A 19,375-nucleotide genomic window follows, 5' to 3' on the forward strand; every position below is an offset into this window, starting at 1 on the left:
TTAACGCTGAGAGAAGGTTTTCAATGGTTGAATGACAGGAAAGATCCTATCGATCTAGCTGATGCGATTTGAGTGAAGTCAGCTTAGGGCATGAGCGTAATGAATATTTTTAAATTCTTTTGGGGTTGTCCCAGTGATTTTCTTGAAACTTTGAATAAAGTGGCTTTGACTGGAGAAAGCCAATAATGTGCTGATTTTTTCATAAGAATGATCCGTAAATAAGAGTAAGTGTTTGGCTTCAGCAATTTTCTTTTCTTGGATATAGTTATGGATTGTTTTGTCCATTTCTTTTTTGAATTGACTGCAAAGATGGGTCTTATGCTTTTGAGTAATATCCGCTAAGTCATCGATGGTGATTTTTTCATAGAGGTGGCCATCGATATAGTTGACGATCGTTTTGACCAGCAACGATTTTTGGGCGAAAGGATAGCTGTGCAACAGCTCCATAAAACGATAGGTCGCTTCTTTGATATACCGCAGGCATTCATCCGCCGTGTGAATGTAGATCAATCCTTGGATCAATGAATCCGATAATCCGAATGCTTGATTGACTGGGACGCCTTCATCGATACTCATGCGGGTGACTACAGCCACAAAAGCAGAAAATTTTAATTTCAAGCCTTCCAATTCAAAAGGGGACAAAGAGACACTATAAGTTTCCTTCATCTTTTTAAAGACCCAAGCAACTTTTTCTGGTTCATTCCGCTTGATATAATCAAGATAGCGTAACTCAAAATGATAAGAGTCAAAAGTTGATTCATGGACACGCCGGTCGTACAGATTGGCTTCTAAATTGAAGTCTGTCTGGATCGATCGATTACCTGGCTCTGTTTGGTAATGCCAGCGCAATTGTTCTTGAGTTAAAGGCTGATTCGCAAACAAGGTATGCACTAATTGAATGTATTCTTCAAATGAATATTTGTCTTCTTTAGAGTAGTGAATATTGTAATGGTATTCGTGTCCTAGAAAAACACAGGAGTTTTCTGGTGTCCCGATCACGCCGCAAGGACCAACCATTAAGTAAAAACGCTGGCCTTCCAATTGAAATTGAAAACAACCTAGCATATATTTTCCAAAATGATAAAGCGTTACGGATTGTTCATCAGTTGCTTCTAAATAGCGACTGATGGGCTTTTTTGTCTGCCATGAACTTTCTGGATGCAACCAAGTACCATTTTCATCTAATAAGATCATAGGAATAAGATATTTCCGGTATAAAAGATCCATCGCAAGTTTAATGCTTTCTATATTCATGTGTTGACCACCTTATCTATTCGTTCTACATAATAGTTCTACCTAGTAGTTCTATCTCTACTCAAAGTATAATCAAAATTTTTTAGCATGCAACGAATATTTTGCTATGAACGCTATTTTTTTAGTATAAAATCTGTTGACTTCTTTTTATAATACATTATGTTAAAACGCTTACAGAAAGGAAACATAATGGACACAAGAGAATTAAGAAAGTTATTTATGCAATTATCACCTGAAGAAAAAGTTGCCCAGACAGTCCAGCTTAACGGAAGTTTGGTCGTGGAAAACGATGTAATGAATACAGGTCCGATGCAAGATTTGGGTTTACCAGAAGAGTTGAACTTTTACGAGGTTGGTTCGATTTATAATGTAAATGATTTTGCAAAATTAAAACGATTGCAAGAAGAAACACTGAAGAACAGTAAGCATAAAATCCCCTTACTATTCATGTCAGATGTGATCTACGGATTTCGGACGATCTTTCCGATTCCTTTAGCACAAGCTGGATCATATAATTTTGATTTGATTCAACAAGCCGCTGAAATGACAGCGAAAGAGAGTTATCTGAATGGATTGCACGTGATTTTCTCACCAATGTTGGACTTATCTCGGGATCCTCGATGGGGTCGAGTGATGGAATCGCCAGGAGAAGATGTGTATACCGCGAAACAATTTGCCAAGAGTGTTGTGACTGGCTACCAAGGAGATTGTAGCAAGGGTGTCCCTGAGAATCATGTCGCAGCTTGTATCAAACATTTTGCAGCTTACGGTGCTCCAGAAGGTGGTCGAGAATAAACACTGTCGATATGTCCAACCAGCGTCTATTCAATGAATACTTGCAGCCGTATCAAGCGGCGATCGAAGCGCAAACGATGTTAGTCATGACGGCTTTCAATGTGTTGAACGGCGAACCGTCAACTGGCAGTAAGTGGTTAAATCGAGAAATTTTGCGGGAACGTTTTGAGTTTGATGGTGTTCTTGTCTCAGATCACGCGGCAATCAAAGAACTAGTTCCACACGGCTATGCTGCGGATGACAGAGAAGCAGCCAAAAAAGGATTGGAAGCAGGCGTCGATTTTGATATGATGACTTCGGTCTACGCCACACATCTACCGGAATTAATTAAAGAGCCTGCCTTCGCAGAATTATTGGATGAAGCAGTTTGGCGTATTTTGGAATTAAAAAATAAATTGGGACTTTTTGAAGATCCTTACCGAGGCTTGCAGAGTGAGCAAACTGGTGAAATCTTAACAGAAGAAGCCAAAACTTTAGCAGTCAAGCTCGTTGAAAAAAGCAGCGTACTGCTGAAAAACAATGGCAGTCTTCCTTTACAAAAAGACCAAAAAATCGCTGTGATCGGACCTTATGGAGAAAGCCGATTGACTTTAGGCTTCTGGGCATCCGTCAGTGGAAAACCGCAAGATGCTGTTCCGTTAAAAGAAGGATTATTGAAGAACTTATCCACCGAGCAAGTTCAATTTGCTCGTGGCTACAATTTGTTTGACTCTTATGACGGGTTTGGTCTCCTCAAAGCTGGGATTGAGATGCTGAATGGTCCGATCGAGCCAGCTGATCAATTGTTGACAGAAGCCGTGACAGCCGCAGAAGCAGCCGATGTGATCGTCTTGACGTTTGGCGAACAGTTTTTAGAAAGCGGGGAAGGCGCTTCTCGAGCGAATCTGCACCTGCCGGAAAAACAAGTTCGCTTGATCAAAGCGCTGAAGGAAACAGGCAAACCAATCGTTGGTGTACTATACACAGGGCGCCCGCTGGTCTTGACAAATGTGGAACCACTATTCGATAGTTTGTTACTCGTTTGGTATCCCGGAATCATGGGGGGCATCGGTATCGCAAATCTATTGACAGGAAAAGCGAATCCCTCTGCACGGTTGACAATGACTTTCCCAAGAAGTGAGGGCCAGATCCCTATTTATGGGGCCCAGCTTCCGACAGGACGTCCCTTTAAAGCGGCTAATCCAACAGATCGCTTTATCTCTAAATATCGGGATGAGTCAAATGACCCATTGTTTGCGTTTGGTGAAGGGCTTAGCTATAGCTCGTTCCAAGGAAAATGGCTGGGCAGTGAAGTCAATGAGCAAACGATCAACTTAGAATGTCACATCAAGAATGATTCTGATCGCACGGCTGACACAGTTGTTCACGTTTATTTGAATCAACGACCAGCAACGATCGTACGTCCCATAAAACAATTGGTGGCTAGTGAATTTGTTTCGTTGGGACCACTGGAAGAACGTTCCTTAAATATCGAACTATCGCTGACAGATCTTGTCTTTTATGATAATCAAGGACAAAAACATTTTACTAAAGGAAACTATCAGCTCGTTTTAGCGATTGATGGAAAAGAAGAGTCACTAACTGTGACAGTATAAGAGAAGGAGTGTAAAAAAACATGGAAAAATTAGAAGCAATTTTAAGTAGCAAATTATTGCCAATGTCTCAAAAGCTACAACGAAATAAAGTGTTAGCTGCATTGATGGAAGGATTTATTCGTACCAGTCCGATTACGTTGGGGATCGCCTTCATTACGATCGTCGGGAACTTCCCAATTCCTGGTTGGACAGACTACTTAACGAAAATCGGTATTTTTCAACATGTCGAAGCCATCACTAATGGTGCTACTGGCGTCTTTGCATTGTATGTTGTCTATAGCTTAGCGTATTCATATGCCAAACAGTTAGGTTCCAATGAACGGAACTCAGCAATTATTTCATTAGCCAGCTTTATCATGCTGATGCCTCAAACGATCGCTACAACTGTGATGCAAGATGGTCAAGCCGTAGAACAAACGATTGGCTCATTGAAATTGGACTTCTTAGGAGGCCAAGGACTCTTTATTGGTATGTTGACGGCATTATTGGTTACTCGTTTCTATGCCTTTCTTTCTAAGAAAAACATCATGATCAAATTGCCAGACAGTGTACCACCAATGGTGACACAATCTTTGGCTCCAGTCTTTGTCGTTACGATCATCTTTGTTCTCGTCTTTATCATTCGCGTATTATTTGGCTTAACGGCGTCTGGATCAATCTTCCAATTCTTTATTGATGTGGTGAATGCGCCGTTGAATTCATTGGTCGCTAGTCCACTGTCCATCATCATTATTATGGAAGTTTTGGCGGTGCTTTGGTTCTTCGGTATCCACAATGCTGTGTTACAAGGACCTCTTGGGGCAATCAGTATGACAATGGTCGTTTCAAATATTGCGGCATACCAACAAGGACAAGAACTTCCTTATCTCGTTCCATCAGTTATCTACATGGGCATGTATGCGGCTGGGTTCATGGGCTTTGTCACATTCTTCATGATACGCAGCAAATCAGCAAAAATGAAACAATTAGGTAAATTATCCTTTATCCCATCGATTTTCAATATTACGGAACCAATCATGTTTGGAATGCCGATTATTTTGAATCCGATATTCTTTATTCCACAAGTATTTACTCAACTGATCGCTGGTTTTGTGACATGGGGACTAACTACAACGATTTTGCCGATCAATTTGAATCCAACAATGAGCTTATTGCCATGGACGACACCAACATTTATTAAAATGCCATTCTCAGGTGGCGTCAACTACACGATCTTGATGGTGATCTGTATGTTGATTGGTATCGTTATGTGGTATCCTTTCCTGAAAATTGCGGACAAGAAAGAATACGAATTAGAACTTGAATCAGAAAAGATGAAAGCACAAGAAACAGAAGCAGAAATGACTGCAGAAGAAATTCAAGCATAGTCAAGTTTGCTCAAGCGTAATATAAGGAAGTGGGAAGAATGAGTTATTTAAGTATCGATATTGGCGGCACAAAAATCAAATCAGGATTGGTCCAGCAAAATATCGTCATAGAAAAGAACAATTTCCCAACACCTCAGTCTCTCGAAGAATTTTCTGAATTGCTGGAAACGATCATCAACAGCTATTCAGAGAGCCACTCATTTAAAAAAATCGCTTTTTCAGTACCAGGTTCGGTCAACGAATCCGGTACTGTCTTCTTTGGTGGCGCATTGCCTTATCTAAATGAAGTCAACTTAGGTCAGCTAATTGGAAACTTCGATCTTACGGAAGATTACCAAGTATCCGTCGAGAATGATGCCAAGGCAGCCACATTAGGAGAAATGACTTGGGGGCATTTACAAAATGTATCCAATGGAGCAGCGATTATTTTAGGGACCGGCGTGGGTGTTGGACTGTGTATCAATGGTCAGCTTTACAAAGGGAGTCACTATCAAGCAGGAGAAGTCAGCTTTATGATCCGAGACCGGCGCATTACAGGTCCAGATTCATTTGTTGGCGTTGGATTGTCGGCGGTAGCGCTGATCCAAAAATTATCTGAAACCTTGCAAGTAGCTAACGACGGACCAATCGTGTTTCAGACACTGACAGATTCTGATAACCAAATGGCACAGGATCTCTTTCTTGGTTATTGCCATGAGGTCGCCGTTCTCTGTTTTGACATCCAATGCCTATTGGATATCGATAAAATCGTGATTGGCGGCGGGATCAGCCAACAGCCAAAACTAATTGAAACCATCCAAAGCTGCTATCAGCGGCTACTAAAAGCAGCACCAATCATTGAACAAACATTACGACCAATCAACATCGAAGCGGCCAAGTTTCAGGCAGATGCAAATTTGATTGGCGCGGTAAAGGGGTAAATGTATGAGTAAATTTCCAAATGATTTTTTATGGGGGGCATCAACCAGTGCCTATCAAATAGAAGGGGCTTGGGACACTGATGGAAAAGGTCCTTCTGTCCAAGATGTCAAAGAGATTCCTGCTGGAACCACAGATTTTAAAGTGGCTTCGGATCATTACCATCGCTATGAAGAAGATGTCAAATTGTTCAAAGAACTAGGCATGAAAGCCTATCGTTTTTCTATTTCATGGAGTCGTGTCATGCCAAATGGCGTCGTTAATCCAGAAGGTTTGGCATTCTATCAGAAATTGATCGATTTATTGCTTGAAAACGAGATTCAGCCGGTCGTTACTGTCTTCCATTTTGATTTACCGGTTTATATCGCAGAACAAGGTGGCTGGGAAAACCGGGAAACGATTCAAGCTTTTGCAGACTACTGCCAAGTGCTGTTTGAACACTTTGGTGACAAAGTACCATTATGGCAAACCATCAATGAACAAAATGTGATGGCATTAGCTGGTTCTGTCATCGGTACAAGCCAAAAGAGTATGAAAGAAAAATTCCAAGAAAACCATCATATGCTAGTAGCACAAGCGTTAGTCACGAAGCAATTCCATGCCGGCGATCACATTGGAAAGATTGGTCCAGCGCCAAATATTGCCAGTGTATATCCAGCTTCGGATAAGCCTGAAGATCAGATGGCCGCTTTATACATGAGTGCCTTGAGAAATTGGTTGTTCCTTGATGTGGCCGTTTTTGGGAAATACAATCACAATGCTTGGCACTTATTGGAAACCATTGGTGCCGCACCAGAAGTTACGGCAGAAGATCGTCAAATCCTTCTTGACGGCACTTGTGACTATATTGCATTGAATTACTACAACACGATGACCGTCAGCAGTTATTATCAGAAAGAAAATAAAATCGATCAGCAATCAGGCTTTGGAATTCCAGGGTTCTTCCAAGCAGTTGAAAATAAAAATCTGCCAATGACTGAATTTGGCTGGCCCATTGACCCAGAAGGGTTCCGTTTCACATTGAATGAAGTTTATTCTCGCTATCGGTTGCCGATTTTGATCACCGAAAACGGTATCGGTGCCAAAGACGTTTTAACAGAAGATGGACAGGTGCACGATCAATACCGCATTGATTATCTACAGCAGCATATTGCTCAAATGGAATTAGCCGTCAAAGATGGCGTCGAAGTGATTGGGTATTGTCCTTGGAGTGCGATCGATTTGATCAGTACCCATGAAGGCATCACGAAACGTTATGGCTTCATTTATGTCAATCGCACAGAAGATGATTTGTTGGATTTAGCCCGAGTGAAAAAAGATAGTTTTTACTGGTACCAACAAGTGATTGCACAAAATGGATTAGGAGAGTAAGTTATGTACATGCAAGAATACTCTTTCGATGAAGCAGCAGGGGCAGGATTAACCGTCTACCTTCATGAAGAAAAGCCTGAGTTTGCCCGCGTCGGCAAACGACCATTCATTTTAGTGATTCCCGGAGGAGGCTATTCCTTTTGTAGCGAACGGGAAGCGGAACCCATTGCATTGAATTTTCTTGCTCAAGGATACCATGCGGGGGTGCTTCGTTATCATGTCGGGGAGTTTCGCAGTTTTGACGCTTCCTTACAAGATGCGCAAGAAGCACTAGCTAAAATCACCGAATTGAGTGCTGGAGCATGGCCTTCGATCGATGCAGAGAAAATCGCCGTGATTGGTTTTTCTGCCGGTGGTCATCTGGCAGCTGCATTATCAACGCTTTCTGAGAGAAAACCGAGTCTTTGTATTTTAGGTTATCCTGCGATCTTACAATCTTTTGCAAAAGTCATGCAGATCAAGGCCCCGTCATTAGAAACTTGTGTGACGCCAGAAACGCCGCCTACTTTTGTCTTTTCGACGTTTGAAGACAATGTGGTACCAATTGAGAATTCACTTTTATATCTGCGGGCGTTGGAAGAAAATGATGTGCCTTTCGAAACGCATCTTTTTCAAAAAGGCAAACACGGTCTTTCATTGGCAACGGAGCGTTTCGGTAATCGAGAAGAAATGGTCGATCCCCGTTTTGGACGCTGGTTTAACGAGTGCGTAGAATGGATGGAGATCAACTGGGCGGAATCATCGACAGGTGAAATGCCAGCTGCGCTTGTTGAATGGCCCATTGCAGCCTTGATCAAAGAACCGAAAAATCGCGCCTTATTAGTCAACAGTTTTCCTAGTTGGCAAGAGAAGAGTACCTTCAAAATCGTAAAAAACTTCAGTTTGCAACAGTTGACTGCCATCATTCCGGAACGCTTCTCACAAGCACAATGTGATCAGTTAGTTGCGCAGCTGGTGGATCCAAGGAGAGGAGAAATAGAATGAAAGCCTGGCTCGTTCATGAAAGTTATAAAGCAGCCACGACACCTTTTGCTGAGGTGCCAGCTGAACTATCAACGGTGAAAGGGTGCAAAAATAGTTTTGCCGCTTGTCAACTGTTACTGCATGATGGCAAGCGAAACCACTTTGTTTTAGGACGTGAATTTGCGATCCCTGACGAAATCGAGATCCCTATGTACCGGATCGAAATTACTAGCGAATTGCCGGTTACGAGTCAATTTGTCGGCTATTATACTGGACAGCAGGAAATCGATTTTGCAGATAAATTGCTGGATCAAACAGCCAAAACCTATCCAGGAGATCGGATGGCTACAGTTTATTTAGAATTCCCATTGGATCAGTCCATTACAGCAGGCAGCTATCCAGTGGAGATCACTATTTACCGCGCCCAATTGGCCGGCGCTGATTCACTTGTTTTAAGCAAAAAAATCACGGTGGAAGTTTCCGCATTTGAATTTCCGGCAGATTACCGCGATGGCTTTAACTTAGATGTTTGGCAACAGCCATCGATTCTTGCGCGAACTTATGATGTACCGCTATGGAGTGAACAACACTTCTGTCTGTTAGAGGAAATGGCAGCAAGTTTGGCCAAAATCGGTCAAAAGGCGATTACTGTGATTGCCGGTGAAATTCCCTGGAAAGGTTGGTTTAATTATATCGTCAAAGACTATCCTGCGAATCTCTATGAGTATTCAATGATCAACGTCAATAAGACAGAATCAGGGGCTATCACCTGTGATTTTTCTGTCTTGGATCGGTATTTGAATTGTTTCTTTCAAGCAGGGATTGATCAAGAGATCGATGTTTTTGGTCTGTTAGGTGTTTGGCAGCCGCCTTTCTTCCCGGTAGTGCCTATTGATTATCCGGAGGCATTAGTGGTTCGTTACTTAGATGAAGCGACTGGCAAAATGATGTTTATTCAGCAGAAAGCAGATTTGCAAAACTACATTGGACAAGTTTTTGCCCACTTTAAAGAGCTGGGTGTCTGGAAAAAAGTCCGGATCGTTTCCGATGAACCAAAAAAACATCAGATCAACCTGTTCAAAGAGTCGCTTGCTGAATTAAAAGCAATCGATGAGACGCTGCAAGTCAAAGTCGCTTTTGACAAAGAGGATGTCTTGACGGAACTTTTGCCATTGGTTGATTATCCAGTGACTTCTTATTACTGTACCTGCAATCATTACCAAGAGTTGAGTCAAAGTCATTCAGGAAAAACCCAGTATTATGTCTGCAATTACCCAGACAAGCCGAATACATTCCTCCATAGTCCATTACTTGAAACTCGCGTTCAAGGGATCTTGGCCCACCATTTTAAAACCGCTGGGCTTTTACGCTGGGCTTTTAATTGTTGGCCGGAAAACGCGCGGGAAGATATTCGCTACAATACGAGTTCGCTGCCGATCGGCGATATGTGCTTGATCTATCCAGCTTACTCCGGACATTTTGCACTGTCGCTACGCTACAAACAGTTACAGCGGGGAATCGAAGATTTCTATCTAGTCAAACAAGCTGAAAGACAGCAGCCAGAACAGACAGCAGACTTACTGGATACTTTTTTGACAAATCCCAATAGTCAATAATGGATGGTAGATAGTCACCAAAGTCAGCCAGATCTGTTCCTACAAACAGCATCTGATTATGAGGCTCTCCGTGACTCGCTATTAACAATAATCGCAAAATAAATTAAAGGACCACGAATCCTTAAGGATTCGTGGTCCTTTTTTCAAAAATTGCAAGAAAAACGCATTTTTCCATGAAGTGAGCGTTTCGTTTTTCATTTCATGAACATTCCTCTACACTTTTAAGTAAGGTCATGTTTCTACATGACGAGCATGAAAAAAATAAGGAGGAAATGAACATGTCAAAAAAAATCAATGATCCATTAACGAAGTACTATAACGGCACATTTGAAAAGCAGGAACAGGAAGCACCAGCGGTCCAAGGAAAAATGCAGCCAGTACCAGATTGTGGTGAAACTAGCTACAATGGTTCAGGACGATTAGCAGGCCGCAAAGCATTAGTCACAGGCGGGGATTCTGGCATCGGTCGTGCAGCAGCCATTGCCTTTGCTAAAGAAGGCGCGGATGTGGCTATCAACTACTTGCCTTTTGAAGAAGAAGATGCCCAAGAAGTGAAGACTATCATCGAAGAAGCAGGTCAAAAAGCTGTATTGATTCCTGGCGATTTGAAAGACGAATCTTTTGCGCGTCAGTTGGTTCATGATGCAGCGAAAGCGCTGGATGGTTTAGATATTTTGGTCTTGAATGCAGGTATGCAACAAGCGGTCAAAGATATTAAAGATTTGACCACCCAACAAATCACGGACACATTTACAACGAATATCATCTCCATGTATTGGACAGTTCAAGAAGCCCTGGATTATTTACCGGCTGGCGGCAGTATCATTACCACTACTTCCATCCAAAGTGCAGAACCTAGTGCTCATCTGTTAGACTATGCAGCAACCAAAGGAGCGATCACTTCATTTAGTAAAGGATTGGCAGCACAATTGAGTTCAAAAGGTATTCGCGTGAATACTGTAGCACCAGGACCAATCTGGACACCACTACAAATTTCAGGAGGACAACCACAATCAGCGATCCCTGAGTTTGGACAAAAAGAATTATTAAAACGGGCTGGCCAACCCGTTGAATTAGCGCCAGTTTATGTTTTCTTAGCGTCAGATGAAGCCAGCTATGTCACAGGACAAGTCTATAGTGTAACAGGCGGAAGCTTCTTTGCTTAAAACCCGTTGTTAAAAAACGCTTACGACAATAAAAAATGCGAAGTAAGAAATACAGAGGCCTTGCATTGCTTTAGCAAGGAACCCATCTGATATTTCAGCTTCGCTTTTTTTATGGAATCATGATAAAAAATTTGTTTCAACAAGAGGATTTGCAAGTGAGGGCAAACATTTTTTTGGTAATTACTTGATTGATTTTTGCAAACAAAGATTCCCATTCATACATATTAAGTATATCTGAGAGTAGCAGAAGCTTTTCCGTTATCGCTACTTCTTCGTAATTGTCGGTAATAATCAAGTCCGCCCCTTCGATATCTTTAGTGAATGAGACCGACTTCTCTGAGTAGATGGATCGGATACGGGCTTCTATCAGCATTTTGGTTCGATATTGAATCGTTGTTCGAATGTAAATCCGAATAGTTGGACTTTCATGCATGGTGGTTTCCAGATAGAGTAGTTGGGCAAGATAGCGCAATTGTTTACGGTGAAAGAATTCTTTGTCTAAATCATTGTTTGGAAAGGTATTGACATGTTCTGTTAACAAGTGAGCAATTGCTGCATAAGTTTGACTATTGTTGTCAATCGAACTTTCATCGGGCAAGTTATAGTCTAAATTCCAAACTTTCAGCAAATCAACATCGATAAAAATCGATAGATTAAAAAATAAGAGACAACTGTTTAGAAGTTGGTCAAATGAATCTTGCTTCATAGTCGGCACAAATTTTTGTCGCCAATCTTCGATCATATCAATAAAAAAATGAACGAGAGGCTTTTTTGATTGGTAAACCAGCGCAATACTCTCTTGAATCTTTTGGCGATCAACAACTGCAGGAAGGAAAATATGCAAAAAGAAATTTAAATACAAGTATTCGGCTTGAGCGATCCGTTTATCTAAATTAGTTTTGGAGAAAAAGAACGAATCGAGAACTTCCATCGGCAAAAAGGAGTAAAAGTTCAAGAGTGCTTTAGCTTTTTTCTCGATTTCAGGCAAATATTTCTTTTGAGAAAGTCGGATGGTAATTGTTTTCCAAAAGGCAAACAATTTATTTTTAGTCAACTGATCTAAGAGAGTAGCATCAAAAAAGCTGTTGAATCGCTCGAATTCTGTTATATATTGATCAGATAAAAGCTGAAACTCGGTTGGTGCACTTTGCGTAAGAAAACTATAAATAAAGATGCGGATATCCAACTCTCTTCCAGCAAGTTCGACAATATTTTCTTCATTGGAATAGATTGAGAGGTGAAATTTCTTTAATATTAGACTGACTTTTTTTATCAGACGATACATGTGAGATTGGCTAACGTGAAGATCCGAACATAACTGGGACATTGAAGAATCTGTATGCCCAATAAGGTACTGAACCAGTTGATATTGTGGAGAACTGAGCAAGTAATGATAGACCAGCTGTGAATAAGAAGGTTCGGCACTATCTCCATTTCTTTCGATACAATATTGGTTGTAGGAATTTTTGGCGAGACAAAGGTTGACGGACAGATATTTAAAGTCTTCATTCAAAAAGTAGATATGTTTTTGTAAGCTTTTGATGGGGATTTTCAATACTCTTGATAATTTTAATAAGCTGATTCCATTGGTGTTACATACTGCTTTGAATATATCAAGCTTTTTTTCCTCTGCGGGAGAAATGAACTCTCGGTACATCAGTATTCTCCTTTTTTGCTCCATTTTTACGCAAAATATGAAGCCTATTTGTAAGGTTTTGTGATCCGTTTTTTTGGTACTTTTGATTATACTAAGTACAAATGAGAAGTCAATGTGAGGCGATGAAGAAACAATCATTTTTTTGTGGTTGAAAAAATGAAAGTATTGCCAGAAAATTGGCATCTTGTTTAATAAACAAAAAAGAAGGAATGACTTATGAAAAAAATGGTGTTGGCATTAGGTATTTTAGGAATAAGTAGTTTAGGGGTCCCAGTGACTGGTTTAGCTGCGGAAGCAAATCCATCTACTTCAATGACCAGTGAAGCATCACTAACCATCAATCCAGGGATTTTGTCCCTTGATAGTGTTTCAAATTTTGATTTTGGTACTGGGAATATCGCAGATTTCGCTCAACAAGAGAAAGTGATCACCACGGTATCAAATGAAACGTCATCTGTTTCTGATTTTCGTGGTCCAAACACAGTTGGTTGGCAATTAACAGCAAAATTATCAAAAATCTCGAATGCCGATCAAAAAGAATTAGCAAATGCAAAGATTACACTAAAAGGTACCGAAACAGCAGGAGATGCAGCTTTATCAGCAAATGCTGAATTGGTTGCTGGAGCTACCGATCCTACTTCAGTAGCAACCGCAGATGGCGCAACTGGGTTAGCAATCAATACCTTTGATTTTTCGACCACAACGTTGACCGTTCCCCAACAAAATGTTTATGGTGGTGACTATACAGGAACGATTACGTGGACATTATCTAATTCTTATCAAGCACAGTAATAGGATGGATGACAATGAGAAGACTTCTTCAGAATGCAGTATGGATCTTTTTATTTATCAGCTTTGTTTATTTTCCTGTGACTCGTGGTTATGCTGAGACCACCAGATTTACTGTTATACCAGAACTTCCCCAAAATCAAGCAAGTGAAGCAACTTATTTCGATTTGCTGGTAAATAAAGAGACTGTTCAGGAATTGATTATCGCCGTACACAATACGAGTTCCGAAGAGATAACGATCACCGCTGATGCACTGAATAGTTATTCTGCTTCCACTGGAATCATCAGTTATCAACGAAAGAAAACGGCCGAAGACTATGGAGGTAAGTCTTTTACTAGCTTTGTTTCAAACCCCATTCAAGAAGTACGCCTAAAATCTGGTGAGGAACGAAAGGTGATTTTTACACTTGATTTAAAGGAAACAGTGTTTGACGGAGAAATCTTAGGGGCTTTTTTGTTCGAAGAAGTCAAACCTCAGGAAACTGCTCACGAAGCTGATGCAAGTTTGGAATCAAACTATCAGTTGCAGTTAGGGGTACGAATGCGTCAAAGTCTACAAGAGTTGCCAAAGCCAGATTTAAAACTAGTTGAAACTAAAGCAGTCGAAAAAAATGGCAAGCCAACTTTAAAAAGCAGTATCAGTAATATTCGTCCCGTCGCATTTGGGAATATTTCCGTGAATACGACGATACGTGACAAGAATCAAGCTATCGTCGGTGGCTTTAAGTCAGAAAATTTTCAATTCGCACAAAACTCTGTCTTAGATCTCTATAGTGAATTTGAACAAGAAGAACTCAAACCGGGCACTTATACGATTCGCATCGAATTATCCTCTCAGCGAGGCACATGGGTTTTTGATGATAAGGTCGTTATCGATCGTCAAGCAGCAAAAGCTGTCAACCGAACTACGATATATGCAGCGGCTATCGCTCAAAGAAATTTTCTGTTCTATCTATTGATTGCTATAATCATTCTATTGATTGCAATCATCCTTTTCTTGTTAGTGAAGCGGCGTAAAAACTCCGATGAAAGTGAGTGAGAAGAATGAAAAAAATGCTAAAATCTTTTTGTTTATCGCTTCTTTTTATAGGAACTTTTTGGCTGTTGCAAGGACAGCAAACAGTCTTTGCGGCGGTCACTGCGCCGGACTTTGCTACTTTACCAATTAATCAAGTAATGATCTCTACTGCAGGTAAAGCAGGTTCATTACAAGGTGTAGAAGGGCATAACTACGTTCAAATCAATGACACAACCATAAATTCTAGCGGGGCAGTTTGGTTCAACAATCCGATTTCTTTCACACGAGATTTCCATTTGGAAATGGCTTTCTATATTGAGAATACGGCTAATGATAGCGACGGACTGGCTTTTGTGATGCAAAGTAGCGGGCCTCAAGCACTAGCTTCAGAAGCTGGATCAACAATTGGAGTTTGGTCGAATATTTCTGGAACAGACCCACTTAGTCAAGGTGCAATCGCAAATAGTATCGCAATTGAATTTGATACATATTACAACAATAATGGCGGTATCCTTGCTACTGATCGGATGATGGATCGTGATGTGACAACAAAGGGACACCATATTGCTTGGTCTTACCCTGGTTCCGATGCTTCTTATACGACAGACGGCTGGCTGATGGTGGATAAAGTCTTAAATCACTATAACACGGTTGGCGTTACGGACATTTCCGATGGAAATTGGCATACCTTTATCGTGGATTACAATGAATCTACGCAACAGTTTCATTATGCTGTTCCAGATTTTAATGTAGATGTATCGATTCCTGTCGATGATACTTTTAAAAGCAATCTTAATTTAACAAATTCGGCGCCAGTTTATTTTGGTTTTACCGGTGCCAATGGCGGATTTGCCCAAAACAAAGCAGTCGCTTTCGTGGATGTTCAAGGTCTAGTCGAAATTGATATGCGGACGGGCGTCTTCCAAAGAGAGCCAGATCAGTTTATGCTGGACACGGGAACAGTAATGGATAAACCAATTGAAGTGGATGCAAGTAAAGAGATTACTTATGCAACCTATATTGATTTTAAACAAACAAGCGATCTATCAAGTTTGAATCCAGGGATTAAACTCAAACTCACACTTCCAGATAATGTATCTGTGAAAGATACTGTCTATTTTGGTAAACCAGAAGATACCATGATCAACGGTTTTCCTGATGGGGGGTCCCCAATCGAATATATAAGAGAGACAGGACAAATAAGTGTAGTATTGCCGAAATTGGAAAAAGGGAATGCCTATATTGTTCATTTTAGGGTCAAGTATAGTGGGACCCCTATAGATGCGAATATTGATGAAGTAATACCAGTTGAGACTACCTTTAGTGGAAATGCTTTTATATCCAGTTTTACTTCAGGAGGAGCCGCTACCCATTTTTATACGGTAAAAGGCAAACTCCCACCAACATTGACCAGCGGACAAGCCACAATGTCAGAAGCGCAGAAAACTGCGCCGATCCTTCGACAAAATCGAAATGCCTATACTGACATCTCTGTGGAAGATAGTAATTCTACGCAGGCGCAATTATTTATAAGTGATTTATTTTCACAAGAGAAGGAATTACAGGAAGAAGACTTTACTCTAAAAACAGTTCTTGAACGAACAGATTTGTCAGATCCCTTTCACTACACTTTAGAGTCAGAGACGAGTGATCTTTCCCCAGGGACTACCTATTATTTTGCAACATATATCGTTGACACAGAAGGCAATTCATCAGCAATCCATTACTTTGCCATTGATTTTCGAGGAATCGTCGAATTAAAATCAGTCCCAGAATCTTTCAAAGGAACAACAGTCACAATCAACGAGTTGGCTCGAGCAATGGATTCTAATGGCTTGGTATCAATAAAAGTTCCAATTGCAACAACCAGCAAGCCTCTCGCAATCAGCAATACGAGTGAAGGTACATGGAAATTATCGGGACAAACCACCCCATTTATGAATAGTGGCGCCTCATTGGCTGATGAAGTCCAACTAGTTCTATACGATTCTACTGATAATTCATTGTTTTGCACCATTACTTCAGATAAAAAAGTACTTTTTGAGCAGACGCCTAGCGATAAAGATCTCTCTCTCGATTTAAGTCAGTATAATTGTTATTTACGGTTTGCCCCTAAGATAGAGACCCTTTCCCCAGGAACCTATCAAGGAAAAGTCAATTGGCAGTTAGACAGCACGATCACAGACTAATGCACGTTGGTCAGAAAGACAGACAAAAAAACGCCATTTCGGCGTTTTTTTGTCTGTCTAAGGATAAGAACTCAGCTTTCCCGATCTTTGACTACTTTTAGTACTAAAGAAAGGGCAGCCAAGGCAAAACTGCCATACTTGACAAATTTCTCAAGTGACTCGATTTTTTGTTTTTTGCTTTGTTTGCAAGCAGCACATTTCGTTTCAGCGCCATCTAGTTTTTTTCCGCACCTACAGTGTTTTTTCATTTGATCCGTCTCCTTTACAATTTTATCGATGTTTCATCAATCTCTTACTATCAATTATACATGGACAACGGGTTTATGTCCGAGATAACGCTGTTCTCCTCTCAAAGCAATCAGTGACCGCGGATAGCCTATTTTCTTGGGTATGAATGATTCGGGAGATTTGACGTGCTACCTTAAAACACCAGCAATAGGTTTATCTACAATGAGGCGGATGAACTTTGAAAACGGCTTGAAAGCCTGCTACGTTAACGATTCTCTTTCTCATTTAACGGTTTTTTGTTTCATTTCATTCCTGCAAGTGGTACGCTTTTGGTGAAAGGTGAGGTGGATAAAATGAATCGTTTAAGTAAATTTTTGATTGCCATCGGCGTAGGAGCTGCGGCGTTGATCGCTGAATTTGGCTTTGATCGACCTCCCATTGCTTTTGGTTTGATCGCGATCATCGGCGGATTGACAGCGTTGACGATGTTGATCGACATGATCCAAACATTGCGTTCAGGAAAATATGGCGTGGATCTGTTAGCGATCACAGCCATTGTTGCTACACTTGCTGTTGGCGAATATTGGGCCAGTTTAATGGTTTTGATCATGCTGACAGGCGGCGATAGTTTGGAAGAATACGCCAGCAAACAAGCCAGCCGAGAACTTCGGCAACTGTTGCAACGTTCTCCACAGACCGCCCATCGGCTGAATGATAAAAAAGATGTTCCGGTTGAAGAACTAGCTATTGGTGATCTGGTCATCGTCCGCCCGGGAGAAATCGTTCCCGTCGACGGCTGTGTCACTGAAGGAAATACCCTTGTCGATGAATCATCCTTGACTGGTGAGTCACGACCTGTAGAGAAAAATCCTGGTGATGAATTGATGTCTGGCTCAGTCAATGGGGAAACTGCGATTACTTTTGAAGTGACGAAAAAAGCAGCAGATAGCCAATATCAAATTCTTGTTCGTTTAGTCAAAGAATCTGAAGCAAAACCTGCGCGCTTTGTTCGTTTAGCGGATCAGTATGCCGTACCATTTACGTTGGCAGCCTATGTGATTGCGGGGATTGCTTGGTTTGTATCAAAAGATCCTGTCCGCTTTGCGGAAGTCCTAGTAGTGGCGTCACCTTGTCCATTAATCTTGGCAGCACCAGTAGCTTTAGTAGCAGGCATGAGTCGCTCAAGCCGCAATGGGATTGTCATGAAAAACGGCACCACGATCGAAAAATTAGCCAAAGCAAAAACGATCGCTTTTGACAAAACAGGCACATTGACAGAGGGAAAGTTGCACGTTGAAAAAATAACTGTGACTGCTGATCAACTATCGGTCGAAGAGCTTTTGCGCATTGCAGCTAGTGCTGAGCAGGATTCCACTCATATTCTCGCCCGCTCTCTGGTTGCTTCTGCTATGGAACGAAAGCTGACTTTGCTGCCAGTCACCAACTTGAAAGAAGTGGTAGGGCAAGGGATCGAAGCAACAGTTGCTGGACACAAGATCAAAATCGGTAAACCTGAATTTGTTGGAGCAGTTGGTGTAGATGAAGCTAAAACCAATGTTTGTGTTGGGAAAGATGACCAATGGATAGGAACGATCTTTTTTGAAGATACATTACGCAAGGAAGCCAAACAAACGGTTGAGCAGTTGCGTCATCAAGGATTGAAAAAGACGATCATGTTGACAGGTGACCAAGCATTCGTTGCTCGGAAGGTCGCAGCTGAAGCAGGGATCGAAACCGTTCTAGCAGACTGCTTGCCGGCAAAAAAAATTGCCGTTATAAAAGAAACAGAACCAGCTGAACGCCCGATCATCATGGTGGGGGATGGGGTCAATGATGCCCCAGCTTTAGCAGCAGCTGATATAGGCATTGCTATGGGAGCCCATGGTACTAGTGCTGCAACGGAAGCAGCAGATGCGGTAATACTACAAGATGATCTCAGCAAGGTCTCTCAAGCCGTACAGATTTCTCAAGACACGATGAGAATCGCCCGCCAATCCGTGTTGCTAGGAATCTTCATTTGTATCGTTTTAATGTTGATTGCCAGCACGGGTGTGATCCCAGCGTTGTTTGGCGCTTTGTTACAAGAAGTGATCGATACAGTATCCATTCTATCTGCACTTCGTGCTAAGAATGATCATTCTACTAGCACAGCATCATCTCTTTCAGTCAATCATCAAGCACATTAATAGGTGCAGGTCCGTGACTAAGAGCAAACAAACCTGATAACTGTGATTTTTGTGATAGCAGATGCAAGACACTTAGATTATCTGGCTATGTTTGCCTTATAAGTTACGGGCCTTTTTGATTCTTAAAGCAGGTCCGTAAAAATCCTCCTTTTTTTTAATAATACTACCGTTATATATAACAAATTTTTCTTAGCTAAAATCATTGTTTTGTTGAGTATAATTCAGCTTCACTCGTACTTTGTGATGTTATTCTCATTTTTTT

Annotated in this window: 12 protein-coding genes and 2 pseudogenes; 11 read left to right on the forward strand and 3 right to left on the reverse strand. The window is 41.2% G+C overall.

Features of this window, described 5'->3' with window-relative positions; all coding sequences use genetic code 11:
* Positions 1-78: 78 nt before the first annotated feature.
* A complete protein-coding gene (locus tag IGJ28_RS15750) occupies positions 79-1,254 on the reverse strand; it encodes an AraC family transcriptional regulator (protein ID WP_208774104.1) in 1,176 nt (391 codons plus the stop codon).
* Positions 1,255-1,443: 189 nt separating this feature from the next.
* Between IGJ28_RS15750 and IGJ28_RS15755 the strand changes: the two are divergent.
* From IGJ28_RS15755 to IGJ28_RS15785, 7 genes and pseudogenes are all read left to right on the forward strand, one after another.
* Positions 1,444-3,644: pseudogene (locus tag IGJ28_RS15755) on the forward strand (glycoside hydrolase family 3 N-terminal domain-containing protein).
* Positions 3,645-3,664: 20 nt separating this feature from the next.
* Positions 3,665-5,011, forward strand: a complete 1,347-nt coding sequence (locus IGJ28_RS15760) for a PTS sugar transporter subunit IIC (RefSeq protein WP_438845483.1) — start codon at positions 3,665-3,667, stop codon at positions 5,009-5,011.
* Between the two features lie 38 nt (positions 5,012-5,049).
* Positions 5,050-5,931: an ROK family protein gene (locus IGJ28_RS15765; RefSeq protein WP_171917363.1), complete on the forward strand. Its 882-nt coding sequence runs from the start codon at positions 5,050-5,052 to the stop codon at positions 5,929-5,931.
* Positions 5,932-5,935: 4 nt separating this feature from the next.
* Positions 5,936-7,300, forward strand: coding sequence for a glycoside hydrolase family 1 protein (locus IGJ28_RS15770; RefSeq protein ID WP_176333471.1), 1,365 nt, complete (start codon positions 5,936-5,938; stop codon positions 7,298-7,300).
* A gap of 3 nt (positions 7,301-7,303) precedes the next feature.
* Positions 7,304-8,284: an alpha/beta hydrolase gene (locus IGJ28_RS15775; protein ID WP_103299601.1), complete on the forward strand. Its 981-nt coding sequence runs from the start codon at positions 7,304-7,306 to the stop codon at positions 8,282-8,284.
* Positions 8,281-9,981, forward strand: a pseudogene (locus IGJ28_RS15780) (DUF4091 domain-containing protein). The gene IGJ28_RS15775 and the pseudogene IGJ28_RS15780 overlap by 4 nt, the downstream one beginning before the upstream one ends.
* A 176-nt stretch (positions 9,982-10,157) precedes the next feature.
* On the forward strand, positions 10,158-11,045 hold the full coding sequence (locus tag IGJ28_RS15785; RefSeq protein ID WP_003126107.1) for an SDR family oxidoreductase: 888 nt from the start codon (positions 10,158-10,160) through the stop codon (positions 11,043-11,045).
* A gap of 136 nt (positions 11,046-11,181) precedes the next feature.
* Here the strand turns inward: IGJ28_RS15785 and IGJ28_RS15790 are convergent, their stop codons facing one another.
* Positions 11,182-12,702 (reverse strand): helix-turn-helix domain-containing protein, encoded by a 1,521-nt coding sequence (locus IGJ28_RS15790; protein ID WP_252711445.1) that lies wholly within the window; start codon positions 12,700-12,702, stop codon positions 11,182-11,184.
* A gap of 216 nt (positions 12,703-12,918) precedes the next feature.
* On the opposite strand from IGJ28_RS15790, the gene IGJ28_RS15795 reads away from it, so the two are divergent.
* The 3 genes from IGJ28_RS15795 to IGJ28_RS15805 are packed head-to-tail and all read left to right on the forward strand — an operon-like array spanning position 12,919 to position 16,699.
* Complete coding sequence (locus IGJ28_RS15795) at positions 12,919-13,494, forward strand: WxL domain-containing protein (protein ID WP_081131666.1); 576 nt, start codon at positions 12,919-12,921, stop codon at positions 13,492-13,494.
* 14 nt (positions 13,495-13,508) lie between these two features.
* Positions 13,509-14,531, forward strand: coding sequence for a DUF916 and DUF3324 domain-containing protein (locus IGJ28_RS15800; protein ID WP_021149999.1), 1,023 nt, complete (start codon positions 13,509-13,511; stop codon positions 14,529-14,531).
* Positions 14,532-14,536: 5 nt separating this feature from the next.
* Positions 14,537-16,699 (forward strand): L-type lectin-domain containing protein, encoded by a 2,163-nt coding sequence (locus tag IGJ28_RS15805; protein WP_438845484.1) that lies wholly within the window; start codon positions 14,537-14,539, stop codon positions 16,697-16,699.
* A 71-nt stretch (positions 16,700-16,770) separates the two neighbouring features.
* Here the strand turns inward: IGJ28_RS15805 and IGJ28_RS15810 are convergent, their stop codons facing one another.
* Positions 16,771-16,947, reverse strand: coding sequence for a hypothetical protein (locus IGJ28_RS15810; RefSeq protein WP_005471055.1), 177 nt, complete (start codon positions 16,945-16,947; stop codon positions 16,771-16,773).
* A gap of 333 nt (positions 16,948-17,280) precedes the next feature.
* Here IGJ28_RS15810 and IGJ28_RS15815 point away from each other — a divergent pair, with 333 nt between their 5' ends.
* The gene (locus IGJ28_RS15815) at positions 17,281-19,113 is read left to right on the forward strand and encodes a heavy metal translocating P-type ATPase (protein WP_252711443.1); all 1,833 of its coding nucleotides are present in this window, start codon (positions 17,281-17,283) and stop codon (positions 19,111-19,113) included.
* Positions 19,114-19,375 lie beyond the last annotated feature (262 nt).

The organism is Enterococcus sp. AZ091, assembly GCF_051714805.1.
GTDB lineage: Bacteria > Bacillota > Bacilli > Lactobacillales > Enterococcaceae > Enterococcus_D > Enterococcus_D gallinarum.